The following is a 24,380-nucleotide window of genomic DNA, read 5'->3' as shown; positions in this document are numbered from 1 at the left end:
TTTCGTTGGCGAAGCTGGTCTTGCCCTTCAGCAGAATCCTTATGCCTTGAACGCAGCGATGATGCGGTGTCGTCCCTTGAAGGCGATGGCCCAGGCGATGATGGTGAGGCAGGCGGCGATGAACATCGGCCTGCGCAATCCGTCGCTTTCTGCCGCAAGGCCAATGAGGATGGTGCCGATGCCGCCGGCGATCCGCTGCAGGAGGAATTGGGTGCTCATCACGCGGCCGCGTTGCGTGTCGTCAACGGTGATCTGCAGCAGCGAAACGGTGGCGGTCCGCCTGATCTCGCCGGCGATGCCATAGGCGACCATCGCGGCCAGGGCAAGCATGAGACTCTGCGTCATCATCAGCACCGCGACGACAATAGCGAAGGCAAGAAAAGCCCAGAGGACCCGCAAGGGTGTCGCGCGCGCGGTGCCGCCTTGCGCCAGCCACAACGCTGACAGGGTGGCACCCAATCCAGCCGCGGCGAGCAAGGCCGACATGCCGTCGACACCCATGCCCAGGATGCCGTCGGCATAGGCCGGCAGCATTTGATACATGGCGGCCGAAAGCGCATCACCCATCAGCATCAGGATAAGGAGGGCGCTGATGCCGTGATGGCTGGCGATGTAGCGCAAGCCGTCACCGAGATCGCCACGGATGCTCTTGCCGGTCGGCGCCGGGGCCACGAAATCCGACGGCGTCCGCAGGAAGGCGATCGAGCCGAGATAGACGGCATAGCCCCATGCATTGACGGCGAAGGCTGTCGCCACGCCATGATGCAGGATGATCCAGCCGGCCAGCGCAGGCCCGGCAAAGATGGCCAGCTGCGTGTAGGCCGAGCTGACCGCGATCGCCGAAGACAGGCGGTCGCGGGCGACGAAGCGTGGCAGCATGCCGAACAGTCCCGGCACGCTGAAGCTGTGGATGAGGCCATGCAGGAAGGCGAGGATGGCAAGTGCCGTGATCGTCAGATGCCCTGAGAACGCCAACAAGGCCAGGGCCAGAGCCTGAAGAAGTCCCAGGACATGAGTGACGATCACAATGCGGTAGCGATCGTACCGGTCAGCAAGGACACCGCCCAAGGGCAGGAAAATGATGTTTGGGGCGATATCGAGAACGGCCACGATCGCCAGCCATGTCGTCGAATGCGTGAGCTCCCAGGTGGTCCAGGAGACGGCGACGAGCTGGATGAAAAAGCTCTGCCAGGAGACGATGGCGCCGATGGAATAGATGCGGAAATTCCGGTCCGCGAAGGCTACCCCAATGCCGCCAAGCGCCCGTTTCATATCCTTCTCCAGGGCACTTGTCGGCCGCGCTGCGGAGCGCCTTCAACTGATGGCGGGAACGCTGACCGACTTAGTGCAGCTCCGCCCTGAGCTGCTGGCGATAGTAATCGATCGGGATCAGTTGCCCTTCCCTCGGCACGCACCAGAATTGCCAGCCGTTGCAGGCAGGCGCTCCTTGCACGGCCGCACCCACCTGGTGGATCGAGCCGCGGTGATCGGAGGAGATGAGCGTGCCGTCGGCGCGGACCTTTGCCGTGAAGCGGCCATTGTTGCTGGTGAGCACGGTGCCGGGTTCGAGCAGGCCGCGTTCAATGAGCCAGCCGAAGGGAATGCGCGGTTCCTCGCGCTTGGAGATGATCTGCAGCATTTCGCTTTCGGGGACTTGTTGCACTTTGGCAATACGGGCGCGGGCCACCTTGATGTAGCCGGGATCGCGTTCGATGCCGATATAGCGGCGGCCAAGTTTCTTGGCGACAGCACCCGTCGTGCCGCTGCCGAAGAAGGGATCCAAGACCACGTCGCCGGGCTTGGTCGCTGCCATCATGATGCGGTAGAGCAAGGCTTCGGGCTTTTGCGTCGGGTGGCTTTTGACGCCGTCCTCGCCTTTCAGGCGTTCCGAGCCGCTGCAGATCGGCATGAGCCAGTCGGAGCGCATCTGCAGATCGTCGTTGAGCGTCTTCATCGCCTCGTAATTGAACTGGTAGCGGCTCTCAGCCGATTTTGCGCACCAGATCATGGTCTCGTGGGCGTTGGTGAAGCGGCGGCCGCGGAAATTCGGCATCGGGTTGGTTTTGCGCCAGATCACGTCGTTGAGCATCCAATAGCCGAGATCCTGGAGCTTGGCACCCACACGGAAGATGTTGTGGTAGGAGCCGATCACCCAGAGCGAGCCGTCATCCTTCAAAACCCGGCGCGCAGCCTTCAGCCAGCCTTCGGTAAATTTATCGTAGGTGGCGAAATCGGCGAACTTGTCCCAGTCATTGTCGACCCCGTCGACACGGCTGTTATTGGGCCGATGCAGGTCTCCGCTCAACTGAAGATTGTAGGGTGGATCGGCAAATATCATGTCGATCGACCGCTCCGGGAGCGAGTTCAGGGCTTCGATACTGTCCCCGCCGATGATGGAATCGAGGGGGAGAGCGGTGAGGTTTGGCTTCGGCGCTTTCTTTGTCATGGCGCCGATCCTGAGTCACGCGACTCCGCGTGTCAACGAGAAAGTGTTATGAGTCAGTTAGTTATCGTAATGTTCTCAGATACAGGTCGAAATGACCGGCGATGATGTGGGGTGATGCCGTGGGTCCTGATGGCTGCCAGATGGTGGGCTGTCGGGTAGCCGGCATTGCGCTCCCAACCATATACGGTATGGGTGAGCGCCAGCTGACTCATGATCTTGTCCCGCTCCACCTTCGCGAGAATCGAGGCGGCCGCGATGGAGAGGGATTTGGCATCCCCTTTGACGATGCAGGTGGTGGCACAGGCAAGACCCGGCGCCAGATTGCCGTCGACCAGAGCATGGGCCGGTTTTTGGGTGAGGGCCTCGACGGCGCGGCGCATGGCGAGGTGACTGGCGCGCAGGATATTGATCTCGTCGATCTCGGCGGCACTCGCCTCGGCGATGGCAAAGACGGCGATCTCGCGCAGGGCGCCGGCAATGTCCTCGCGCGCGGCGGCACTCAACTTCTTGGAATCATCAAGGCGCCGCAGCAGCGCCTGCGGCACGCATGCCGGGTCGAGGATCGCCGCACAAGCCAGCACGGGCCCGGCGAGCGGTCCGCGCCCCACTTCATCGACGCCGCAGATGAGGACGCCGTCCTCCAGTCCCGCAGCGATTTCATAAGACCAATCCGGCACGTCTGCTATCCCCAGCGACTCACAGCAAGAGGGCCATGGTAGCGAAAGGCGACGGTGGCCGTAAGGCTGGAGCGATGCCGCGGGAGCAGGCCGGCGCAGCTATTTCTCGTGCAGCGTCCAGATACCGTCCCAGCTGGCGGGCGGCGGATCGGCCTCCAGCCGCGCCACGCGCCGCAGGAATTCGCGGCTGGGCCCGTCCTCGGGCACGGCCTGCAGGGCGGCGGTAAAGGCAGCGGTTGCGGCAGCCCAAGACATCTGCCGATAGCAAGCGAGCCCTTCGGCATAGCGTGCCGCCATCTCGCGCACCGCGGCCGGTACTTCGCCCCGGCGCCCCAGTACCTCGAAGATGTGCTCCGGCTCCTGTTTGCCCTCGACCAGAAGCTGGTCCACCTCGCGGCATTCGATCGTCTCGCCGGCCAGCATGGCGGTCCGTGCGCTGATCAGGATGCGCGTGCCATAGGCCTTGCTGGCACCTTCCAGGCGCGAGGCGAAATTGACCGGATCGCCCATGACGGTATAGCTCATGGAAACGTCGGAGCCGATGTTCCCCACGACGACGTCGCCGGTCGCGATTCCGATGCGCATGTCGATGGACGGGAACCCGCGCCGGATACCCGTGAGCTCAGGAAGTTCTGCGCGGAAGATCTCCAAGGCGGCGAGCTGCTCGAGTGCCGCGAGGCAAGCCAGCCGTGCATGATCCTCCGGTGCCGAGAAAGGCGGGCCCCAGAAGGCCATGATGCCGTCGCCGATATATTTGTCGATGACGCCTTGATTGTGCCGCACGGGCACCGACATCAGCGCCAGATAGCGATTGACGACCCGCACCATGCCGGCCGGTGTCATGCCCTCGCTGAGGCTGGTGAAGCCGCGCATGTCGCAAAAGAACATCGTCATTTCGCGCCGCTCGCCCGTCCCGCCGAGGCGGTCCGGCGCATCGATCAGGCCCTCGACGATGCGTGGGTCCATATAGCGCCCGAACGTTTCGCGGATGCGGTCCTTGGCGCGCAGCTCGCGCACCATGGTGTTGAAGCCCGCCGTGAGCTCGCCCACCTCGTCGCGCGAGGTGATGGGCACCTCGACGTCGAGCTGGCCTTGCTGAATGAGAAGTGTGCCGGCGAGCAGGCGCCGCAAGGGACGGACGAGGTTGATCGTGATCAGCGAGGCAGCGGCAACGCCCAGCGCCAGCGCGAGGCCGAGGAGCACCAGGCCGATCCTCACCGACACATCCTGCGTCGCCACCGCCTGCCTGCCGGCATCGTCAAGAAGCTCCCGCATCGCTTGGCGGGCCGCTTCGGCCTCGTTGTTGAAGGCCTCGCGCAGCCGGTCGAGTTCCGGCAGGCGGCGATTGACGTCCTCGCCATCGCCCCGGTCGGCAGCTGCCATCACGCCTGCGAGCGCACTTTCATATTCGGCATGCCGGCGCAGCAGAAACTCGACCTCCGTATCGAGGCGGGCCAGAGCGAGTTTGTCACCACTCCCCACGGGGTCGGCAATCTCATGCTGGATGAGCTCGCGTGCAATCTGCAGTTCGACATCGGTTTGCTTGGCTTTCTCGGTGATGCCTTGCCCAAGTTCCGGCGCTGCAGAGTCACGCGACAAATCCTGCACCTGTGCGAACAACCAGCGGCGGACATAGAGCCCTTCCTCAACGGACCTGATATTGGCCCGCGCCAGGGCGCCGTAAGCCGGCACGTAGGTATCGTGCACATTCTCGATCAACGACTGGACGCGCTTGGCGCTGCGGGCGTTGATCCAGGCGACCGACCCGACAAGGCCGAGAAGCACCAGGACAACGGCCGCGATCTTCAGTCCCACACCGATCTTCATCGCCCCCGCCCGACGTGACCGCCGCCCGATTTTTATGAACCGTGAACTTGACGTAGACGAGGGTTTTGCACGCCAGGCAGCAAAATCCCGCAAGTTTCAAGGAACCTTGCGGGATTATGGCATATGACCGTCACCACATCCATGTCGGGTCGAAACCGGCGTGGATGCAGTCAGGGTATGACTAATTGCCTTCCGGCATCACCGTACCGTCGGGGGCCATGACGATGTTGCCGCCCTGGCCGCCCTTGGTGCCGGTCGCGTGCCAGTAATTGTCGCAGCCCTTTTCCAGTATCTTGACGTCGCTGTAGCCGGCGGCCTGGAACTGGGTGATGGCCTGCTCGGCGGTCGAGCCATCAATGATCTCGCCATTGGTGCAGTTGTTGCCGCTGGCGGGACTGAGATCGGCAGGTGCTGTGGTGACGGCATTTTCGGCGCTGGCAGGGGTAACAATTGGCAACATGCTGAGCGCCGACAAGAAGCCGGCAGAAATGACGATTGTGCATAATTTCATAGTCATAATGAACCTCGTGCTAAAATTCGGCTATGGCAATAACCGGCGGGAAGGCTGGTTGTTCCGAGCGCGGGATCGCGGCCTAACATCTACCTGGCCTAATACTTGCCTGGCAGGACGCCACCATCCGGCGAGACGATGAGGTTGCGACTCTCTCCGCCTTTGATACCGGTCGCGTGCCAGACATTGTCGCACCCCTTTTCGAGAATTGTGACGTCGGTATAACCGACCGCCTCAATTCTCTGCCGGGTTTGTTCGGCGGTCGAGCCATCCATGATCTCGCCATTGGGGCAATTGGTACCGCCGGCCGTGACGAAGTCCGCAGGCTCCGTGGCAACGACGTTGTCGGCGCGTGCCGGCGCAATAGCCGGCACGATCGCAAACACCGAAAACACGCAGCCGGATATGATCATCGGTTTCAATAAATTGGTCATAATGAGTTTCGTTTCAAAATTCAGATACGGCAACAACCGGCCTTTGGGCCAATCGTTCCGGTCCATCATTCCGGATTGCCACAGAAATGTCCGAGAATGGGTTTTAGCCGAACAAACTCAACTGCTTCGTATCCACCGGCTTCTCAGGGCCGGTCATGCGATCGGCCGGTACCTTGAACAGGGTGGTATCGACGTCCCAGCGATAGCCATTCATGCCAAAACGTTTGGCAGCTGCCTGGACGCGCTGGCGGATGAGCGTGGCATAGGGACCGCTACCGCGCATGCGCTCGCCGAAATCGGCTTTGTAGAGCGCGCCGTCGCGGCATTCGCGCACCATGTCGAGGACGCGCTTGGCACGTAAAGGATGATGCGCCTCAAGCCACTCGGTGAACAGATCCTTGATCTCAAGGGGCAAGCGCAGCAGCGTCCAGTTGACGCTGGTGGCGCCAGCTTCATGCGCTGCTTCGACGATCTGTTCGATTCCATGGTCGGTGAGGGCCGGGATGATGGGTGCCACGGAGACGCCCACAGGGATGCCCGCCTCGGACAATTTGCGGATCGCATCAAGGCGCTTCTGCGGCGTGGTTGCGCGCGGTTCCATCACGCGTGCGAGGTCGCGGTCCAGCGTTGTGATCGAGATATAGACCTTGGCCAGCTTCTTCGCCGCCATCGGCGCCAATATGTCGATGTCGCGCAGGACATTGGCCGACTTGGTCGTGATGCCGAGCGGATGATTGTAGGCCGAGAGCACATGCAGCACTTCGCGTGTGATGCCATAGCGCTTTTCGATCGGCTGATAGCAATCGGTGTTGGCCCCCAAGGCAATGACGCTGGGCCGGTAGCCTGGCTTGCGCAGTTCCTTTTCCAGGAGCTTCGCCGCGTCGGCCTTCATGTAAAGCTTGGTTTCGAAATCGAGCCCCGGCGAATGGCCGAGATAGGCATGGGTCGGCCGCGCATAACAATAGATGCAGCCATGCTCGCAGCCGCGATAGGGGTTGATCGATTGATCGAACGGAATATCCGGCGATTTGTTATGGGCGATGATCGAGCGGGCATTGTCGAGGGCGACGTGCGTCTTCAAGGGTGGCAGCACATCATCGTCCGTGGGGGCCGTTGTCTTCTTGGCCGACGTGCCCGTGAGATTGATGGGGGCGCCGTTGAAGGTGAGGCCCGAGAAGGCTTCGCCAGATTGCCAGCCATCATCTTCCAGCGGGCGCAGGCCAGGTTCGAAGCGGCCGGCGCGGTTGGTGACGGCGCCGCGTCCCTTGCGCGCCGTATCGGGCAGGGCGGCATCTTCAAAAGGATCGATGGGGTCACGTTCGTATCGCATGGCCAAATCGTGCCATGGCGATGAGAACATTACAAGAACAAATGGCCCTCTGCGGCTATTTCAAATGCTCTGTCAGGCGGGGCATCAGCTCAACGAGATTGCAGGGCAGGTGGCGGTAGTCGAGCTGCCATTTGAGGATCTCCTCCCAGCCATCCCTGCAGGCGCTGGGCGAGCCTGGGAGGGCGAAGAGATAGGTACCGCCGGCGACCCCACCCACGGCGCGGGACTGGATCGTCGAGGTCTTGATCTTCTGATAGGAAATCCAACGGAAGAGTTCGCCAAAGCCGTCGATCTTTTTCTCGAACACGCTCTCGAAGGCTTCCGGGGTCACGTCGCGGCCGGTGACGCCTGTGCCGCCGGTCGAGATCACCACGTCGACGTTCGGATTCTCGATCCAGTCGTAAAGCTGGCCGGCGATGGCGGCCACCTCGTCCTTGACGATGGCGCGGGCGGCAAGAACGTGGCCGTCGCGTTGCAGGAGTTCCACCAGCGTGTCGCCGGAACGGTCATCGGCCGCCGTGCGCGTGTCCGAGACAGTGAGGATGGCGATGTTGACGGCGAGGAACGGGCGCTGTTCGTCGATGCGCGACATGGCCCGGGGGCGTCCTGTTAGTTTGACGCAGCCGCGATATTGTCGCCACGCTGATAGGTCGGCCACGCACCGTTGGCAACCGATTCAAGCGAGCGTTGCGGCTGGCCGAGGCGCGCCTGATAGACCCAGTAGGCGCCGATCACGCGTTCGACGAAATTACGTGTCTCGCGCGACGGCATGCTTTCGATGAACAGCAACGGATCTTCCGACCCGCGGATGCTCTTCTTCCACTTGGCGAGATTGCCGGGGCCGGCGTTGTAGGCAGCGGCCATCATGAACAGATCGCCCTTCACCGCCGGATCTTCGAGCAGGCGCTGGATATATTTCTGCCCATAGGCGAGCGAGGTCAGCGGGTCCTTGAGACGGATGCCGGTGGGCGCGCCAATGGCCTTCGCGGTCCCCGGCATCAGCTGCATCAGGCCAACCGCGCCAGCGCCCGACACGGCGTTGGGGTTGAAGCCGGATTCCTGCCGCATGACGGCAAACAGCAAGGCCTGATCGACGGTGAAGCCATTGCCCGGCTTCCAGGACGGCAGCGGATAGAGGGCTGCATCCATGCGGTCGCCGCCCTTGAGCTGGTGCCAGGCACCAATCTTCAAGGAGAGCGAGGGCAGGCGATAGGCCTGGGAGATGGCGATGAGGGCATCGCTGATCTCGGGACCAGCTTCGCTCTGCAGGATGAGGAGTTCCTTTTCAGCCAAATCGATCTGGCCGATCTGCAGCAGGCCCAGCGCGCGCTTGCCGATACGCGAGGTCATCAACTGGGCGCCATGGCCGTTGGTGAGCGTCGGCACGCGCCAATCGAATTGCGGCTCGAGCCCCAAGGCACGGGTGGCCAGCTGGCCATAGAAGGTGCGCGGAAATTCGGACGCCACCTTCAGCCAATGACTGACCTTGTCCGGATGCTTGGCGCGGACATGGGCGCGGCTCGCCCAATAGGCGGCAGCCGAACGGTCCCAGGCTGAAGACGAGGTGCGGACGGCGGCTTTCTCAAACTGCGTCGCGGCCGTTTCGTAATTCTTGGCGCGCCAGGAATTGAGACCGGCCAGCCAATTCGCGTCATTGTCGCTGGAATTTTCATCCGGCGAGCCGACGCGGGTAATGTCGAATTTCGGCGCGGTGAGCGCTGCCTTCTTCACCCCCTTCTTCGAGGCGAGGGTGTAGATGGCGTTGGCTTCCGGCAGGTTCGAATAGGATTTCAGCCAGTCGCTGAGTTCCTTGGCCTTCGCCTTGTAGCCCGGCGCCAGATAACGATCGGCAAGCACATGGCCCATGAGTGCCGGATCGGTGAGGTCGCTGATCAGCCGGTCGGAGCCGGTGAAGTCGCCCTGCGCCTGGCGGCGGAAAATTTCGCGATAACGGTCGGCGTTGACGGCATCGAGCGGCTGCGGGAGCGTCGCACCGAAAACTTCCGGACCGGTCTGCAGCGAAGCCGTGCTCGTGCCATTACCCAAAGTGGCGGCACTGAGTTCATCGGCCTTGGCAAAGCTCGCCCCCAGGACAATCACCGGGGACAGCAGCGCCGCTACCGCGGTCGACGCCAGGAACCGGCGCCAGCCGTGTTGTTGAAACCTAATTTGCAATCTGTCGCCCCCCTTAGAGCGAAGCTCAGGACCTTCCTGAGTGACCCGTCATTAACGAAGTGCTTCTTTTCTGGTTCCCAGCGTTACCGATTCGAACCAGCCCCGTCCAGAAAAAAAGCCCGTCTCGATCTACAGATATGGTGTCGCAGGCAATATTAACTACTATATATTGATTTGATCGGTAAAATTTTACGTGAGCCGACAAATGGTCGCGGCTATGTCACAGGATCGCCAAATTGGTTAACGCTGCCGATAGCTAAAATACCGACGATTCGCCGGGTGTGCGGAATTGCTCCGACTATGGTTAACGAGTGATTTCGGCAATGCGGCTTTTGAGCTTCAGAAGATCCGCCCAGGTCTCGCGCTTCTGGGCCGGCTGGCGCAGCAGATAGGCAGGATGGAAGATCGGCAGTGTCGGGATCGGGCCGGCCAGCCCCGCGGACTGGTACTCGAACCAGCGCCCGCGCAGCCGCGTGATGCCGTCATTGGTGTTGAGAAGCGCGTGCGCCGAGGCAGCACCCACCAGCACCAGCACCTTGGGATTCACCAGCTCGATATGCCGCTGCACGAAGGGTTGCTGGGCGACCAGTTCGGCCTCGGTCGGCTTGCGGTTCCCCGGCGGCCGCCAGAAACAGACATTGGTAATGTAGAAGCTGGTGCGGTCGAGGCCGATCGATCCCAGCATCCGGTCGAGCAATTGCCCGGAAACCCCGACAAAGGGCTTGCCGATACGGTCTTCGTCCGCACCGGGCGCTTCGCCCACCAGCATCACGGATGCCGCCGGATTGCCATCGGCAAAGACCATGTTGGTGGCGCGCGCCCGCAAACTCTCGACACCCTCGAAGCGGCCGAGGATCGCCTTCAGCTCCTCAAGGCTGTTGGCGCCCGCCGCCGCGGCCCGCGCCGATTCCGCCACAGCCAAATCGCCGGCGGCGAGGATTGCCGCAGAACTGGTGACAGTCGCCCTGGGTGGGGTGGCGCGCGGCGCGGCGGGCGGATTGGCCGCTGCCGGAATCATGGGAGGCATCATGGCGGGCCGCGCCTGGGCGGCGGTTTCCGCGGGCGGCCCAGCGACGCCGAACCGGCTGCGGGGCAGGTCCTCAATGGCGGCATCGGCGCCGGAGTCCAGATAGAAGCGCAGCAGCGCCACGAGCTGGGTTTCGTCGGAAAATGACGCGAGATTGTCGGAAACGGGGCCGGTTGGACTCATGGCCCGAGGCTAGCATCGGGCCCGGGTGAAGGTCCAGTTAACCTCACTCATATATATAGTGTGGTCGGCCGGTTGCGTCCCGGTTGCCCGCCGTTGTAAGCACAGTTCGCCAGGGCGGCGCCTTTAGAGCGTCCGGCCCAGCCGCATGAAGACCGAGGGGGAGGGGCCTATGGACCGGGAAGTGATGGAATATGATGTGGTCGTCGTCGGCGGCGGTCCCGCCGGCCTCAGTGCCGCCATCCGTCTCAAACAGTTGGCCGCGGAAGCGGGCAAGGAAGTCTCGGTCGTCGTCATTGAGAAAGGCTCCGAGATCGGCGCCCATATTCTCTCCGGCGCCATCATGGACCCCAAGGCGCTCACCGAACTCATTCCTGATTGGAAGGAGAAGGAGGCCCCGCTCACCTGCCCGGTGACCGAGGACCGTTTCCTGTTCCTGACCAACGACAAGAACTCGGTCCGCTTCCCCAACGCTTTGCTGCCGGACACGCTCCATAACGAAGGCAATTATATTGTGAGCCTCGGCAATGTCTGCCGCTGGCTGGCGACGCAGGCTGAGGCCTTGGGCGTCGAGATCTTCCCGGGCTTTGCCGCTGCCGACATCCTGTTCGACGACGACAAGAAGAAGGTGCTGGGCATCGTCACCGGCGATATGGGCCGCGCCAAGGATGGAACTGAGAAGGCCGAGTTCACGCCGGGCATGGCGCTCACGGGCAAGTACACGCTCTTTGCCGAAGGCTGCCGCGGGTCGTTGGGCAAGCGCCTTATTGCGCATTACAAGCTCGATGAAGGCCGCGATGCGCAGAGCTATTCGATCGGCATCAAGGAACTCTGGGATATCGATCCAGCAAAGCACAAGCCGGGCCTGGTCATGCACACGGCCGGCTGGCCGATGGATACCAGCACCTATGGCGGCTCGTTCCTCTATCACGGCGACAACAACCAGGTGATGGTGGGCTTCGTCATCGGCCTCGGCTACGACAACCCCTATCTCTATCCGTTCGAGGAATTCCAGCGCTACAAGCACCATCCGGCAATCGCTGAACAATTGGAAGGTGGCCGCCGCGTCGCCTACGGGGCGCGTGCGATCGTCACCGGCGGCCTGCAGGCCTTGCCGAAGCTCACCTTCCCGGGCGGTGCCCTGGTCGGCGACAATGCCGGCTTCCTCAATGTGCCGCGCATCAAGGGCAGCCACGCCGCGATCAAGACCGGCATGATGGCCGCCGAAGCCGCGTTCGAAGCCTTAGGCGCCGAACGCTCTCATGACGAGCTCGCCGCTTACCCTGCCGCGTTCGAAAAATCCTGGCTGCACGAGGAGCTCTACAAGGCCCGCAATTTCAAACCGTGGATGAGCAAGGGCCTGCTCATCGGCACGGTGATGGCCGGCATCGATCAGAAGCTGTTCGGCGGCAAGGCGCCCTGGACGCTCCACAACAAGACGCCCGATAATGCCAAGATCAAGAAGAAGGATAATTTCAAGCCGATCGCCTATCCGAAGCCGGATGGCAAACTGTCCTTCGACCGGCTGTCCTCGGTGTTCGTTTCCTCGACCAACCATGAGGAAGACCAGCCTTGCCATTTGACCTTGAAGGACCCCAAGGTCCCGATCGAGATCAACCTGCCGCTCTATGACGCCCCGGAACAGCGCTACTGCCCGGCCGGCGTCTACGAAATCGTGCGCGAAGCCGATGGCAGCAAACCGCGCCTGCAGATCAACGCCCAGAACTGCGTCCACTGCAAAACCTGCGACATCAAGGACCCCACCCAGAACATCAACTGGGTCACCCCGGAAGGCGGCGGCGGCCCGAACTATCCGAATATGTAGGGCGGTTTCACGGACCAAGCCTGATTGCCAAAAAACGGGGCGCAATATTCATCTGCGCCCCGTTTTGCACGATCACTTGACGCAAGGGTGCTGTCAGTTATTTTATCTTCTATAAAGTGTATAAAATAACAACACGATCGACAAAGACGGGATGGCAAAAAATGGACAGAGCTCTGGCCAAACATATCGTCGCGACGGCTTTTCGGTCGGCGAGCCAAATTTCTTCTCTCATGCCGGTACTTAAGCAACACTGCACCGAAGAAGAGTATCGTCCTCTCGCAATCGCTATTGCTAAGGCGTCAGCAGGCATAACGATGGAGCTGATTGATCGCCTCTATTCTATGTATCCAGATTTGGAGGCTGAAGTCGAACGAGACATACAGGCGTATGAGCGCGTTCTCTAAAACCCACAGACAAATTGGCCGAAGCTGGCGAGTGACGCATTTGGAGGCCTGGCCGCCGCCAAAATGCCCGAATTGGGAACTAAAGGGGCCGCCATCCGCTGTGATGGCGGCCCCTTTCTGGTTGGGGCACTTCCTGCTAAGACTGTTGTTAGATTTCAACAATCACTCATTCCGAGGCCATTTCCGCCCATGACAACCCGATTCCGCGCGCCTCGTTTCCGACCGGCTCTCCTCGCCCTCGCCTTGCTGCCGGCCATGATCGCCTGTGCGGGGAAGGAAGATGGCAACGGGACGGCGCGGGCCGATTCCAGCACCAATCAGGTGGCGGCCGACCAGGCGACGACCCCGGACTGGTCGCTGGCAGGCGCCCTGCTGGCTGGCCGCCTCGCCTTCGACGAAGGCGACGATGTCATGGCGGCAAAGCTCTTAGGGTTGGCGCGGGAGGCTGCACCCGGCGATCAGGTGTTGGCGGCCCGGACCTTGTCGGCCCTCATCAGCAGCGGCGATTTTGCCGGCGCCGTGAAGCTTGCGGCCGAGATCAAGGAGCAGGGGGCAAAGACCCCCTTGATCGGCCTCGTCGAAATCGTCGACCGGGTCAAGGCCGGCGACTTCAAGGCTGCCAAGGTTGCCGTCGACGGTTTTGCAGATGATGGGATCGGCCGCATCGCCAAACCCTTCTTCGCCGCGTGGATCTCCTTGGGCATCGACGGCAAGCTGGAGCCGGCCGTGGCAGCCCTCGCCCCGCTCAGCGACTTCAACGGCCTGGGCGCGGTCGTGACGCAACATACTGCCCTCATGGAAGACCAGGTCGGCCAGTCGAAGCAGGCGCTCGACCGCATGAAGGGTGCCGCCGATGCGGGTGCCGCCAGTGCGCGCTTCATCGAGCTCTATGTCGAGTTCCTGCACCGCGACGGCGACAAGGACGATGCGGCCGCCTTTATCGACCTGTTTCGCACCGCCAATTCCGGCGTTGCCGGCGCCATCGCCGATCCCCTGACCGAGCGCCTGGCCAAGCCCGCCCCCAAGGGACCGATCATCGCGACACCGGCCGCTGGCCTTGCGGAAGCCTTCTTCGATCTGGGCTCGATCCTGCAATCGGAAAATGTCGAGGACCAGGCCAAGGTGTTCGGCCGCCTCGCGCTCGAGCTTGATCCCAATCTCGACATCGCGCGGTTGCTGCTCGGCAATCTGATGCAGCAGCGCGAGCGCTGTGCTGAAGCCATCGACATGTACCGCACGATCCGCGCTGACTCGATCTATCGCTGGTCGGCCGATATCTCCGTGGCTGACTGCCAGCAGAAGCTCGATGATCTCGAAGGCGCCATCGCCACCCTCCAGGGCCTGGTGAAATCGCGGCCGCACCGGATTGAAGCTGTGGTGGAACTGGGCGATCTCTATCGCCGTGAGAAGCGCTTTGTCGAAGCAGCCGATGCCTATACGCAGGTCATCGGCACCATCAAGGACCCGACCGCCAACGATTGGACCCTGTTCTATTCACGCGGTGTCGCCTACGAGCGCAGCAAGCAGTGGGACAAGGCCGAACCGGATTTCAAGAAGGCGCTGGAGCTTTCACCCGACCAGCCCTACGTCCTCAATTATCTCGCCTATACCTGGGTCGAGCGCCGCGAGAATCTCGACCAGGCCCTGAAGATGCTCAACAACGCCGTCGAGCAGCGGCCGGAGGAAGGCTTCATCGTCGACAGCCTGGGTTGGGCTTATTTCCAGCTGGGCCAGTTCGACAAGGCCGTCACCTATCTCGAACGCGCCGTCGAATTGCAGCCGACCGATCCGGTGTTGAACGACCATCTGGGTGACGCCTATTGGCGCGTCGGCCGCAAGGCCGAGGCGCGTTTCCAATGGCACCGCTCGCTCTCCTTCAAGCCGGAGGAAGACCAGATCAGCATCATCCAGGAAAAGCTGAAGACCGGCCTCGGTGCTGCCAAGGCGGAAACGAGTGCGCCGTCCGGCGGCTGATCCTTCGCGTCTGCTGATATCATGCTCAACAAAACCATGCTGGCCAAGCCGATGTTAGCCAGGGCCAAGGTCAATCTCTATCTCCATGTCACCGGCAAGCGGGCCGATGGCTATCATCTGCTGGATTCGCTGATCGTCTTTGCCGAAACCGGTGATGACATCGCGGTAACGGCGGCGGCTGATGTGACGCTCGCCATCGATGGGCCGTTCGGGGCGGGCCTTGATGCCGGTCCGAACAATCTTGTCATGCGCGCAGCACTTGGTTTGCGCGATCTCACGGGCGTCAAACAGGGCGCTGCCATTCGCCTGCAGAAAAACTTGCCGATCGCGTCCGGCATCGGCGGCGGTTCGGCGGATGCGGCGGCGACCTTGCAAAGCCTCATCGGGCTTTGGCAGGTAAAACCCGACCGCGCGGTACTCTATGCGCTGGCTGAAAAATTGGGCGCCGATGTGCCGGTCTGTCTCGACGGCCGTTCCAGTTTCGTGGGCGGCATCGGCGAGGACATCCAACTGGCTGGTGCCTTGCCGCCAGCCCATCTACTGCTGGTCAATCCGCTCGTCGAAACGCCGACGCCGGCCGTGTTCAAGGCACGGCGCGGCGATTTCTCACCGGTCGCGCGTTGGCATGAGCCGCCTGCATCCGCGCAAGATCTCGCCGCGTTCCTGATGACGCGCAAGAACGACCTCACCGCACCGGCGATCATCGTGGCGCCAATCGTGGCCGACGTGCTCTCGGCCATCGCCGCGACGAAAGACTGCCTGCTGTCACGCTTGTCCGGCAGCGGCGCCACCTGCTTCGGCGTGTTCGAAACCGCCGCAACGGCGGAAGCCGCACGGCAGCAGGTGAAGGCACAGTATCCAGATTGGTGGGCGGTTGCGGCGAAGATCGCTGGGTAAGAAACCCTCCCCCCAACGTGGGGGAGGGGGCAATCGATCGTTCAAAGCGGAGTATTGCACAAGAGAACTTAGCCTCTCCCCTCGCGGGAGAGGCGGCGAGCGCCAGCGAGCGGTGAGGGGGATCTCTCAGCGAGTCCCGTCGTTCCACCCCCTCACCCCAATCCTCTCCCGCGAGGGGAGAGGGGGAGAGGGGGGAGAGTTTGTCCGGGCGGGTCGAATTCGTTGCTCCTCTAATCCCCCAGCAGTGCCCCTGGCTTGCGGTGGGAGAGCTTGCTCGTGCCGACGATCATGGCGACGCCGTCGCCGGGGGCCACCAGCTTCTTCAGGCAGCGTGACAGGATAAGGCCATCGGTGCTGGCGCGGATTTCGGTGCGGGACTTCGCCGGATTGTCGGCGAGGGGGTCGATGATCTCGCCGATAAGGTCGCCCTTCTTCACATGGGCACCCAGTGCCGCCCGGTAGGCGATGATGCCGGCCTTGGGTGCGCGCGCGATGTCGGTCGCTTCCAGGTCCGTGCCCTCGCATTTTGCTGCCGGCGGCTGGCCGGGATCGCCTGCCAGAGCACCATGGCGCTGCAGGAAACGATAGAGCGCCTTGCCATCCTGGGCGCCCAATTCGTCGAACACATCGGCCTGGCCGCGGAATTCGACCGTGGTCGCGAAACAAGCCGGCGGAATCGGAAACATGTCGCCGATAGCGTCGTGGAGCTTGGTCCAGGGCAGCGAGAAAGTCTCGTCGAAGCTGTTGGCCTTGGAATCGCTGCATAGCAGGCTGGCATAAGAACCGGTTTCGGCGGCGAGATCGCCGAAGGTCGGCCAGTGCACCGGCTGCATGTAGACATGCATCAAGGCTTCGTCGTCGCAATGGAGGTCCAGCACCATGTCGGAATCGTAAGCGAGGCGCGCCAGTTCCACCTTGAGGCGGGCAAGCTCCGTGTCCGGCGCCATCTGGTTGATCTTGGCGGCAAGGGCGGCGCGGATCGCCTTCACATTGGCGCTCTTGTCCGGACCCAGCTTCGGGCGCACCACATCCAGGAGTCCGTCGTAAAGGTCAGGCCATTGGCGGTTGAAATTGCCGCCGCCGCGCAATTCATAGCGGCCGCTATGGCTGCCATTGACGATCTGGCCGAGGCCGATCGGATTGGCGACCGGGACAACCAGGATCTCGCCCTTGATCTCGCCGCGCGCATCTGCCTCGTCCAGCAGCCGGAGGAGATGATGCGCCGCCATCATGCCGGGAATTTCATCCGAATGCAGCGAAGCCTGCAGATAGGCCTTGGGTCTCGCCCCCTTCTGGCCATAGCGGTGGACGGTAAGGAAGCGTTCCGTGCCCGGGCTCATCTGCCCCAGTGAAATACGCTCGATCGTCTTGGTCATGATCCTGAAATTCTCCCAATCTTTCGGGCGGCATTGGGCCGATCCGGTTCCCATCTGTCAAGCCAGGGGACACGCTGCAGGATACGCTTCCGGGGCTCTTACATTGCCGCTGGAATGCTATAAGGACGCATGACTGATTCGAGCGATATCTCCGTTTTGCAGGCGCCCTATCTGGGCGGCCTTAACGATCGGCAGACCGAGGCCGTGCTGGCGCTGGATGGGCCTGTGCTGGTGCTGGCCGGTGCGGGCACGGGTAAGACCCGTGTCCTCACCACGCGTCTTGCCCACATTCTCACCACTGGCTTGGCTTGGCCGTCGCAGCTTCTTGCCGTGACCTTCACCAACAAGGCCGCCAACGAGATGAAGGAACGGATCGGCCATCTCATCGGCCGGCCGGTCGAAGGCTGGTGGCTCGGCACCTTTCACTCGCTGGCTGCACGCATCCTGCGTAGCCAGGCGGAACTGGTGGGCTTGAAGCCCAATTTCACCATCGTCAGCACGGATGATCAGCTGCGCCTGGTGAAGCAGCTCATTGAAGCCGAGGGGCTTGATTCCCAGCGCTGGCCGTCGCGGGTGGTGCTGGGGCTCATTGAACGCTGGAAGGATCGTGGCCTCACACCCGACAAGGTCAGCCGCGCGGAATTGGCCGAGGTGGCGTCTGGGCGCATCCTCGATCTCTATCACGCCTATCAGCAGCGGCTCCTCACCTTGAACGCCTGCGATTTCGGCGACCTGCTGCTCCACAACCTCACCATCTTCCGGACCGCGCCCGATCAGCTGGAGCGCTATCAGCAGCAGTTTCGCTACATCCTGGTCGATGAATATCAGGACACCAATGTGGCGCAGTATCTGTGGCTGCGCGCACTTGCCCAGGCGCACAAGAACATTTGCTGTGTCGGCGATGATGATCAGTCGGTCTATGGCTGGCGCGGGGCCGAGGTCGAGAACATCCTGAAATTCGAAAAGGATTTCCCCGGCGCCAAGGTCATCCGTCTTGAGCAGAACTACCGCTCGACGCCGCATATCCTGGCCGCAGCCTCCGGCCTCATCGCCCATAATGAAGGGCGTCTGGGGAAGACGCTCTGGACCGAGGAGAGCGAAGGCGAGAAGGTCCGCATCATCGGTGCTTGGGACGGCACCGAGGAGGCGCGGCAGATCGGTGATGAGGTCGAGACACTGCAGCGCCGCGGCACCGAGCTGAAGGATATCGCCATCCTGGTACGTGCCGGTTTCCAGACCCGCGAATTCGAAGAGCGCTTCATCACGCTGGGCATTCCCTACCGGGTTATCGGCGGCCCGCGCTTCTATGAGCGGCTCGAGATCCGCGATGCCTTGGCCTATCTTCGCCTCATCCATCAGCCGGACGATGGCCTGGCGTTCGAGCGCATCGTCAACACGCCGCGACGCGGTCTCGGCGACACGACGCTGAAGCAGCTCAATGAAATCTCCCGCGTGCAGTCGCTCTCGGTCCCGGAGGTGGCGCGCCAGATCATCGGCACCGACGAGTTGAAGCCGGCGGCCCGCCGCGCGCTCACCAGTTTCATGAACGATCTTGCCCGCTGGCGGCAGATGGCCGAGGTGACGCCGCATGCGGAACTCGCCCAGATCGTCTTGGATGAGAGCGGCTACACCGCCATGTGGCAACAGGACAAATCCATCGAAGCGCCGGGACGTCTTGAAAACCTGAAAGAATTGGTGCGGGCGCTCGAGGATTTCGAAAGCCTCGAAGGTTTCCTCGATCACGTCTCGCTGGTGATGGAAAATTCGGAAGCGGGACCGCGCGACCAGCTCTCCATCATGACGCTCCATGGTGCCAAGGGCCTGGAATTCGATGTCGTATTTCTGCCGGGCTGGGAGGAGGGACTGTTCCCGCATCCCCGTGCGCTGGACGAGAACGGCATCAAGGGCCTGGAAGAAGAGCGGCGCCTCGCCTATGTCGGCCTCACCCGGGCGCGCAAGCTTGCCATCGTCGCCTATGCCGGCAGCCGGCGCATTCATAACCAATGGCAGAATGCGCTGCCCTCGCGTTTCCTTGCCGAATTGCCGAGCGCCAATATCGACCGGCAGGATCATGCCGGCTTTTCGGCACCCCGGCAGAGCGGTTTCGGCAGCATGACCTATGGCGGCAATGCCAATGCCTGGGCAGGAAACGGCCGTTCTTTCGCAGCACGCCCGAAGCCACCCACGATCGATCTCGATGCCGAGACCCTACCGTCATCCAGCGGCAGCTATCCGTCCGGCAAGCGCGTGTTCCATCAGAAATTCGGCTATGGCAAGGTCTTGACCGCCGACGGCGACAAGCTCGAAATCGCCTTCGACAAAGCCGGCGTCAAGAAAGTCATGGCCGGCTTCGTCGTCCCGGCCGAGAAGGCTGGATGAGATTTTTTACTCACGTCGTCCCCGGGCTTGACCCAGGGATCAGTTAGAAACTGATGAACAGGGCCCGGTCGGACCTGATGCCCGGGTCAAGCCCGGGCATGACGAATTTTCTAGGGGATTGAGTATGAAAACCAAGGTCAAGCTCTACGCGGTCAATGTCGATTTCGACTTCAAGCCGGAACCATCCTGGCGCCTGGCCTTGGAAGAGGCACTGGAGTCGTTCGGCGAGGCGCTGGTCAGTTTCGAAACCGATGGCGGCAAGGGCTGGCATATCGAGGTGATCGGCCAGGAGAAGCCCGCTGCCGCCGCGGTCAAGGCGGCGCTGAAACCGTTCGGCAAACTCGCGGCCACCATCGGCCCGGTGCCAGACAAGGATTGGCTCGCCGAAAGCCGCAAGGGTCTTGCCCCCCTGCGCATGGGGCCGTTCTATGTCCATGGCGAGCATGATCGTGGGCGCGCACCCAAGGGTACCATTCCGCTGGAGATCGATGCCGGCATGGCGTTCGGCACCGGGCGGCACGAGACGACCAGCGGCTGCGTCAAGGCGCTGCTCCGTCTTGCCAAGACCACGAAGGTGAAGAAGCCGCTCGATATCGGTACCGGTACCGGCATTCTGGCCTTTGCCACGCATCATCTCTTCGACGTGCCGGTGCTGGCCGGCGACAATGACAAGGACGCAGTCCGCGTCGCGCGCGAGAATGCCGCCATCAACGGCCTCAAAAAGGCCGTCAAGATCGTGACCTCGGATGGCTACCGGGCGGCTGCGATCCGCAACGGCGGGCCCTATGATCTGGTGACGGCCAACATCCTGGCCAATCCGCTGATCTCGCTGGCGCCGGATCTCTCGAAGTGCCTCGCTCGCAATGGCCGCGCCATACTCTCCGGTCTTCTGAAGACGCAGGAGAAGGATGTGCTGGCGGCCCATGAAGCCGTCGGCCTCGAGCTCGACTTCCGCCTGCGCCAGAACGATTGGTCGGTGCTGGTGCTGAAGCGCAAAACCCGGGCGAAGAAATAGCCCAAACGCAAAACGGCGGCCCGGTTACCCGGACCGCCGTTTCGGCGCACTACTTAGGGGAAACTTGGTCTAGTCGTTACGCAGCCTTCGGGGCGGAAGCCTGCATATTGGTGTTGGCAGCAAGGCCACGCTCAGCCAAATCGCTGGCGAGGTCGCCGATGTCGCCACGGATGACGCCGATGTCGAGCAGCTGACGGTCGGTCAGGCGCGACAATTCCTTCGCCGTCGCGCGTGCAGCCGACCAGGCCTTCAGCGGGGCGGTGAAATCTTCTTCCATTGCCGCAACAGCCGCGGGGAGTGGGCCGTTGATGGCGCCGGAGAGACGGGCCACATGGGCGTCGATCTCATAACGGGCGAGACCGATGTCAGCCAGCAAACGATCGTCAAGCGCCGAGAGGGTCGCGCGCGCCTTGCGGCGGCGGTTCCAATCGATCGCCGGACGGATAAGGCCGTTGACCACCAGGCGGCTGAATTCGGCGAACAGATCGCCTTCTTCGCCAGCCGGCAGGGCATCACGGGCCAGGGCCGGGATCGAACCACGGCTGACGCCGATGTCGTTCAGCGACCGGTCATCGAGCGCATAGAGTTCGTTTTCCAACTGGGTGCGCGCATAGATGCGGCGCGCCGTGTCGGTGAGGGCCTTGCCGAAGCGTGCAAACGCGGCAAAACCAATTTCACGAGAAGCGACGGCGGGCATTTGCGCCCCGTGCGACGTCACGTTCTGATTGATCACGATCCGATTCATAGTAACCTTCCAATCCGGCTCTAAATTCAGATGGCACCGTTGCCATCGCTTTGTTTCGCGGACAGCAGATATGTAGTCTTAACACGACCCGTTTAGTAGTGCTTTCGCGGCGGCGCAGCATTGCGTCTGGCGCATGCAAAACGGTCAAGATGGCAGTGTGATGCATATCACTAAGAACTAATTAAGACAGGATAGTGACTTAGCGGTCACAATTGGTATGGTTAATTTGGAGATTATGATGGTCACCTCGCCCGATTCCGCCTGCCGTGAGACTTATCAAGGGGATGAGGCCCTGATTGGGCTCCTTAAAAAACACCAATCCCACGTAAATCTAAACACGCTTACTGAACTTTTGCCGGGGATCGGCGCCGCACCTGCCGGCGAACGGCCCGACGCCTGGATCGATCTGGTGGCCGAAAACCCCAGTCCCGCCCTCATTGCCCAGCTCCAGGCATTCCGCCGCGATCGCGATTCCCGCGAACCCCAGATCCAGACCCCGCCCATTGCAGCGCGCCTGTCCCTGCTCCGGGCGGCTTTGGCCCGCCGGGGGCTTGCCGGCTTCATCATTGGCCGGGCCGACGATCATCAAGGGGAATATGTTCCCAAGAACGCCGAGCGCCTCAATTATGTGAGCGGCTTTACCGGCTCGGCCGGCATGGCCGTGGTGCTGGCCGATAAGGCTGCGATCTTCGTCGACGGCCGCTACACCATCCAGGTGAAGGATCAGGTCGATCCCACTCTCTATATATATCGTCACCTGATCGCCGAGCCGGCGGACGCCTATATCGCTGCCGAACTCAAGAAGGGCCAGAAGATCGGTTTCGACCCGAAACTCTTCACCCCGGATGCCGCACAGCGCTTCCGCAGTGCCGCCGCCCGCGCCGGCGCCGAACTGGTCGCCGTCGACAGCAACCCGGTGGATGAGATCTGGGCCGGCCGGCCGGCGGACCCGATTTCGCCGGTCCTGCCCCACGACCTCAAATTCGCCGGCCAAGGGACAGCCGACAAGCGCAGGGCACTTGCCGCCAAGCTGAAGGCGGAGGGGAAGGCGGCCTCTGTGATCTCCGGCCCCGACTCTCTCTGCTGGCTTCTCAACATCCGCGGTGCCGACGTGCCGCGCACCCCGTTTGCGCTGGGCTTTGCCATTCTCCATGACGATGCCCGCGTCGATCTCTTCATGGACCGCCGCAAGCTGACGCCGCAGACCTTGGCGCATCTCGGCAATGAGGTTGCGGTGGCGGCACCGGATTCCTTCGCTGACGGGCTTACCTCTCTGGGGGCCAGCCAAGCCTCCGTCGCCATCGACGCCGCGACCGCCTCTGAGTGGGTCTATGACCGCTTGGCCAAATCCGGCGCCAAGGTCACGGTCGCCGAATGCATCTGCGCGCTGCCCAAGGCCGCGAAGAACGAGACGGAAGTGCAGGGCTCGCGCAACGCCCATACCCGCGACGGCGCCGCCGTCGCCCGCTATCTCGCCTGGCTCAGCAATGCCGCCCCCAAGGGTGGCTTGAAGGAGATCGAGGCCTCCGACAAGCTGGCAAGCTTCCGCCATCCCAACGAATATTTCCGCAACCTCTCCTTCGACAGCATTTCGGCGGCCGGCCCCAATGGCGCCATCTGCCACTATCATGCGATGCCGGAAACGCAGCGCGAGATCCCAGTGAATTCGCTCTACCTCATCGATTCCGGCGGGCAATATCTCGACGGCACCACCGACATCACGCGCACGGTGGCGGTCGGCCAACCCACGCAGGAGATGAAGGATTGCTTCACCCGCGTCCTCAAGGGCCATATCGCGCTCGGCACTGCACGCTTCCCGCGCGGCACCACGGGCTCAGCGCTCGATGCACTGGCACGCCGGCCGCTTTGGGAAGTGGGGCTCGATTACGATCATGGCACCGGTCACGGTGTCGGCTCGTATCTCTCGGTCCATGAAGGTCCGCAACGCATCTCCAAGGTGCCGAACCGCACGGCCCTGGAACCCGGCATGATCATCTCGAACGAGCCCGGCTATTACAAGGAAGGCGAATTCGGCATCCGCATCGAGAATTTGGTCGTGGTGCAGGAAAGCAAAACCTTCCCCGACATGCTCGAATTCGAAACGCTGACCCTCGCGCCGATCGATTTGAACGCGATCGAGAAGAGCTTGCTCACCGAAGATGAAATAGCCTGGCTCAACGCCTATCACGTGCGGGTGCGCGATGCACTGGCGCCGCAGCTGTCGGGTGCTGATCTCGCGTGGTTGGAACAGGCGACGCGGGCGATCTAATGTTCCTGCACTGGCTCTGGATAGCGCCTGTATCAGGCGCCATCCTTTTGGCGAGCGTTAGTTCTGGGCAGGCGGAATCATTGAATCCGATATTGGCCAAGGCCCTCGATTGTTATCGCGAGGCGCTTGAGAACGACAACCCGCTGGCTGCTGCGGGTGCCGTGAAATGGACTGGCCCAATCTTGATTGGGGTTAATAATTTTTCTTCATATCCGGATCGTGCATTGCTCGATGTCTTGGACGCGGCAGTGCATGAACTCCTTCCGATCGAAAATCTGTCGATCCGTATCAATGCCGCTCCCATCGGCGGTTACGATTCTGAAGAGCAGAACGTCCTACTGACTTTCGTGGATCGCGGAACGTCATCAGATCAAATTGAGCAGACGCAGAAATTCTTCTCGGAACTCCTGCCCGAGAGTCCATCCAGTCCGCGTCGAGCAATTAACATGCTCTATCAATCGCCAAGCGCCGTCTATTCCAACTTCGCGATCAAGCTGACCGCTGAAATGCGCGGCGCTTTCCATTTTATCGCTGTCGACAGGCTTACATCTGTCGACAAGTTTTCGGCTGCGGATCTAAGGGGTGCGATTACTGACATGCTGGCGTTTACAGCCGCACCACAGCTCAGATACTTGAAATGTAAAGTTGAGAGTGTCAGCAAGAGGCAGCTCTTCGCAGACTGGCTGTTTCCTTTGCTACAAGCGTTTTATGATTCCCGTATCCAAAACGGCACGCCATCATCTGACGTCGAGAATCTGCTGCTGGACCTAAAGGTCCCGTAGATTTTAGTCGATGCGAGGCCATGGATGTTGGCATAGAAGTCAAGCGACCAGGGCGATCTAAATAAGGCTCGACTCTCACTCCGCGTGTTTGAACCCTCTCCCCTCGC

At 61.9% G+C, this 24,380-nt stretch carries 20 protein-coding genes; 8 read left to right on the top strand and 12 right to left on the bottom strand.

Annotated features, from left to right (window positions below):
- Positions 1-39 precede the first annotated feature (39 nt).
- The 10 genes from AC1DWZ_RS17285 to AC1DWZ_RS17240 all read right to left on the bottom strand — a co-directional run bounded on the left by AC1DWZ_RS17285 (position 40) and on the right by AC1DWZ_RS17240 (position 10,610).
- Positions 40-1,272 (bottom strand): MFS transporter, encoded by a 1,233-nt coding sequence (locus AC1DWZ_RS17285; RefSeq protein ID WP_477170173.1) that lies wholly within the window; start codon positions 1,270-1,272, stop codon positions 40-42.
- Positions 1,273-1,342: 70 nt separating this feature from the next.
- Entirely contained in the window at positions 1,343-2,446 is a 1,104-nt protein-coding gene (locus tag AC1DWZ_RS17280) for a DNA methyltransferase (protein WP_477170172.1), read from the bottom strand.
- A 53-nt stretch (positions 2,447-2,499) separates the two neighbouring features.
- The gene (locus AC1DWZ_RS17275; RefSeq protein ID WP_477170171.1) at positions 2,500-3,123 is read right to left on the bottom strand and encodes a ribonuclease HII; all 624 of its coding nucleotides are present in this window, start codon (positions 3,121-3,123) and stop codon (positions 2,500-2,502) included.
- A gap of 99 nt (positions 3,124-3,222) precedes the next feature.
- Positions 3,223-4,950: an adenylate/guanylate cyclase domain-containing protein gene (locus AC1DWZ_RS17270; RefSeq protein ID WP_477170170.1), complete on the bottom strand. Its 1,728-nt coding sequence runs from the start codon at positions 4,948-4,950 to the stop codon at positions 3,223-3,225.
- Between the two features lie 181 nt (positions 4,951-5,131).
- A complete protein-coding gene (locus tag AC1DWZ_RS17265; protein ID WP_477170169.1) occupies positions 5,132-5,467 on the bottom strand; it encodes a hypothetical protein in 336 nt (111 codons plus the stop codon).
- Between the two features lie 92 nt (positions 5,468-5,559).
- Positions 5,560-5,895, bottom strand: coding sequence for a hypothetical protein (locus AC1DWZ_RS17260; protein WP_477170168.1), 336 nt, complete (start codon positions 5,893-5,895; stop codon positions 5,560-5,562).
- 103 nt (positions 5,896-5,998) lie between these two features.
- Complete coding sequence (locus tag AC1DWZ_RS17255) at positions 5,999-7,225, bottom strand: PA0069 family radical SAM protein (protein ID WP_477170167.1); 1,227 nt, start codon at positions 7,223-7,225, stop codon at positions 5,999-6,001.
- 55 nt (positions 7,226-7,280) lie between these two features.
- Positions 7,281-7,817, bottom strand: coding sequence for a molybdenum cofactor biosynthesis protein B (gene moaB, locus AC1DWZ_RS17250; RefSeq protein WP_477170166.1), 537 nt, complete (start codon positions 7,815-7,817; stop codon positions 7,281-7,283).
- Between the two features lie 17 nt (positions 7,818-7,834).
- A complete protein-coding gene (locus AC1DWZ_RS17245; protein ID WP_477170165.1) occupies positions 7,835-9,400 on the bottom strand; it encodes a lytic transglycosylase domain-containing protein in 1,566 nt (521 codons plus the stop codon).
- Between the two features lie 304 nt (positions 9,401-9,704).
- Complete coding sequence (locus AC1DWZ_RS17240; RefSeq protein WP_477170164.1) at positions 9,705-10,610, bottom strand: uracil-DNA glycosylase; 906 nt, start codon at positions 10,608-10,610, stop codon at positions 9,705-9,707.
- Positions 10,611-10,779: 169 nt separating this feature from the next.
- Between AC1DWZ_RS17240 and AC1DWZ_RS17235 the strand changes: the two genes are divergently transcribed.
- The 4 genes from AC1DWZ_RS17235 to AC1DWZ_RS17220 all read left to right on the top strand — a co-directional run bounded on the left by AC1DWZ_RS17235 (position 10,780) and on the right by AC1DWZ_RS17220 (position 15,707).
- The gene (locus AC1DWZ_RS17235) at positions 10,780-12,432 is read left to right on the top strand and encodes an electron transfer flavoprotein-ubiquinone oxidoreductase (protein ID WP_477170163.1); all 1,653 of its coding nucleotides are present in this window, start codon (positions 10,780-10,782) and stop codon (positions 12,430-12,432) included.
- A 161-nt stretch (positions 12,433-12,593) separates the two neighbouring features.
- Positions 12,594-12,836: a hypothetical protein gene (locus AC1DWZ_RS17230; RefSeq protein WP_477170162.1), complete on the top strand. Its 243-nt coding sequence runs from the start codon at positions 12,594-12,596 to the stop codon at positions 12,834-12,836.
- A gap of 189 nt (positions 12,837-13,025) precedes the next feature.
- A complete protein-coding gene (locus tag AC1DWZ_RS17225) occupies positions 13,026-14,810 on the top strand; it encodes a tetratricopeptide repeat protein (RefSeq protein WP_477170161.1) in 1,785 nt (594 codons plus the stop codon).
- 21 nt (positions 14,811-14,831) lie between these two features.
- Entirely contained in the window at positions 14,832-15,707 is an 876-nt protein-coding gene (locus tag AC1DWZ_RS17220; RefSeq protein WP_477170160.1) for a 4-(cytidine 5'-diphospho)-2-C-methyl-D-erythritol kinase, read from the top strand.
- A gap of 230 nt (positions 15,708-15,937) precedes the next feature.
- On the opposite strand, the gene AC1DWZ_RS17215 is transcribed toward AC1DWZ_RS17220, so the two are convergent.
- Positions 15,938-17,083, bottom strand: a complete 1,146-nt coding sequence (locus AC1DWZ_RS17215) for a succinylglutamate desuccinylase/aspartoacylase family protein (RefSeq protein ID WP_477170159.1) — start codon at positions 17,081-17,083, stop codon at positions 15,938-15,940.
- Positions 17,084-17,212: 129 nt separating this feature from the next.
- On the opposite strand from AC1DWZ_RS17215, the gene AC1DWZ_RS17210 reads away from it, so the two are divergent.
- Entirely contained in the window at positions 17,213-19,462 is a 2,250-nt protein-coding gene (locus AC1DWZ_RS17210) for an ATP-dependent helicase (protein ID WP_477170158.1), read from the top strand.
- 124 nt (positions 19,463-19,586) lie between these two features.
- Positions 19,587-20,477: a 50S ribosomal protein L11 methyltransferase gene (locus AC1DWZ_RS17205; protein WP_477170157.1), complete on the top strand. Its 891-nt coding sequence runs from the start codon at positions 19,587-19,589 to the stop codon at positions 20,475-20,477.
- Positions 20,478-20,553: 76 nt separating this feature from the next.
- On the opposite strand, the gene AC1DWZ_RS17200 is transcribed toward AC1DWZ_RS17205, so the two are convergent.
- On the bottom strand, positions 20,554-21,222 hold the full coding sequence (locus AC1DWZ_RS17200) for a DUF1127 domain-containing protein (protein WP_477170156.1): 669 nt from the start codon (positions 21,220-21,222) through the stop codon (positions 20,554-20,556).
- A gap of 352 nt (positions 21,223-21,574) precedes the next feature.
- On the opposite strand from AC1DWZ_RS17200, the gene AC1DWZ_RS17195 reads away from it, so the two are divergent.
- Both AC1DWZ_RS17195 and AC1DWZ_RS17190 read left to right on the top strand, forming a co-directional pair.
- Positions 21,575-23,491 carry an aminopeptidase P family protein gene (locus AC1DWZ_RS17195; protein ID WP_477170155.1) on the top strand — a complete coding sequence of 639 codons (1,917 nt, stop codon included), beginning with the start codon at positions 21,575-21,577 and terminating at the stop codon, positions 23,489-23,491.
- Positions 23,491-24,273 (top strand): hypothetical protein, encoded by a 783-nt coding sequence (locus AC1DWZ_RS17190; RefSeq protein ID WP_477170154.1) that lies wholly within the window; start codon positions 23,491-23,493, stop codon positions 24,271-24,273. The genes AC1DWZ_RS17195 and AC1DWZ_RS17190 overlap by 1 nt, the downstream gene beginning before the upstream one ends.
- Positions 24,274-24,380: the final 107 nt, after the last annotated feature.

This window comes from Dongia sp. P2_B8, from assembly GCF_056404715.1.
This window is presented reverse-complemented; position numbering and strand designations above follow the sequence as displayed.

Bases quoted from the DNA above. Each gene is read 5' to 3' on its own strand.
- AC1DWZ_RS17285 (WP_477170173.1), bottom strand. From the start codon at position 1,272: ATGAAACGGGCGCTTGGCGGCATTGGGGTAGCCTTCGCGGACCGGAAT.
- AC1DWZ_RS17280 (WP_477170172.1), bottom strand. From the start codon at position 2,446: ATGACAAAGAAAGCGCCGAAGCCAAACCTCACCGCTCTCCCCCTCGAT.
- AC1DWZ_RS17270 (WP_477170170.1), bottom strand. From the start codon at position 4,950: ATGAAGATCGGTGTGGGACTGAAGATCGCGGCCGTTGTCCTGGTGCTT.
- AC1DWZ_RS17265 (WP_477170169.1), bottom strand. From the start codon at position 5,467: ATGACTATGAAATTATGCACAATCGTCATTTCTGCCGGCTTCTTGTCG.
- AC1DWZ_RS17260 (WP_477170168.1), bottom strand. From the start codon at position 5,895: ATGACCAATTTATTGAAACCGATGATCATATCCGGCTGCGTGTTTTCG.
- AC1DWZ_RS17255 (WP_477170167.1), bottom strand. From the start codon at position 7,225: ATGCGATACGAACGTGACCCCATCGATCCTTTTGAAGATGCCGCCCTG.
- moaB (WP_477170166.1), bottom strand. From the start codon at position 7,817: ATGTCGCGCATCGACGAACAGCGCCCGTTCCTCGCCGTCAACATCGCC.
- AC1DWZ_RS17240 (WP_477170164.1), bottom strand. From the start codon at position 10,610: ATGAGTCCAACCGGCCCCGTTTCCGACAATCTCGCGTCATTTTCCGAC.
- AC1DWZ_RS17235 (WP_477170163.1), top strand. From the start codon at position 10,780: ATGGACCGGGAAGTGATGGAATATGATGTGGTCGTCGTCGGCGGCGGT.
- AC1DWZ_RS17230 (WP_477170162.1), top strand. From the start codon at position 12,594: ATGGACAGAGCTCTGGCCAAACATATCGTCGCGACGGCTTTTCGGTCG.
- AC1DWZ_RS17225 (WP_477170161.1), top strand. From the start codon at position 13,026: ATGACAACCCGATTCCGCGCGCCTCGTTTCCGACCGGCTCTCCTCGCC.
- AC1DWZ_RS17220 (WP_477170160.1), top strand. From the start codon at position 14,832: ATGCTCAACAAAACCATGCTGGCCAAGCCGATGTTAGCCAGGGCCAAG.
- AC1DWZ_RS17215 (WP_477170159.1), bottom strand. From the start codon at position 17,083: ATGACCAAGACGATCGAGCGTATTTCACTGGGGCAGATGAGCCCGGGC.
- AC1DWZ_RS17210 (WP_477170158.1), top strand. From the start codon at position 17,213: ATGACTGATTCGAGCGATATCTCCGTTTTGCAGGCGCCCTATCTGGGC.
- AC1DWZ_RS17205 (WP_477170157.1), top strand. From the start codon at position 19,587: ATGAAAACCAAGGTCAAGCTCTACGCGGTCAATGTCGATTTCGACTTC.
- AC1DWZ_RS17200 (WP_477170156.1), bottom strand. From the start codon at position 21,222: ATGAATCGGATCGTGATCAATCAGAACGTGACGTCGCACGGGGCGCAA.
- AC1DWZ_RS17190 (WP_477170154.1), top strand. From the start codon at position 23,491: ATGTTCCTGCACTGGCTCTGGATAGCGCCTGTATCAGGCGCCATCCTT.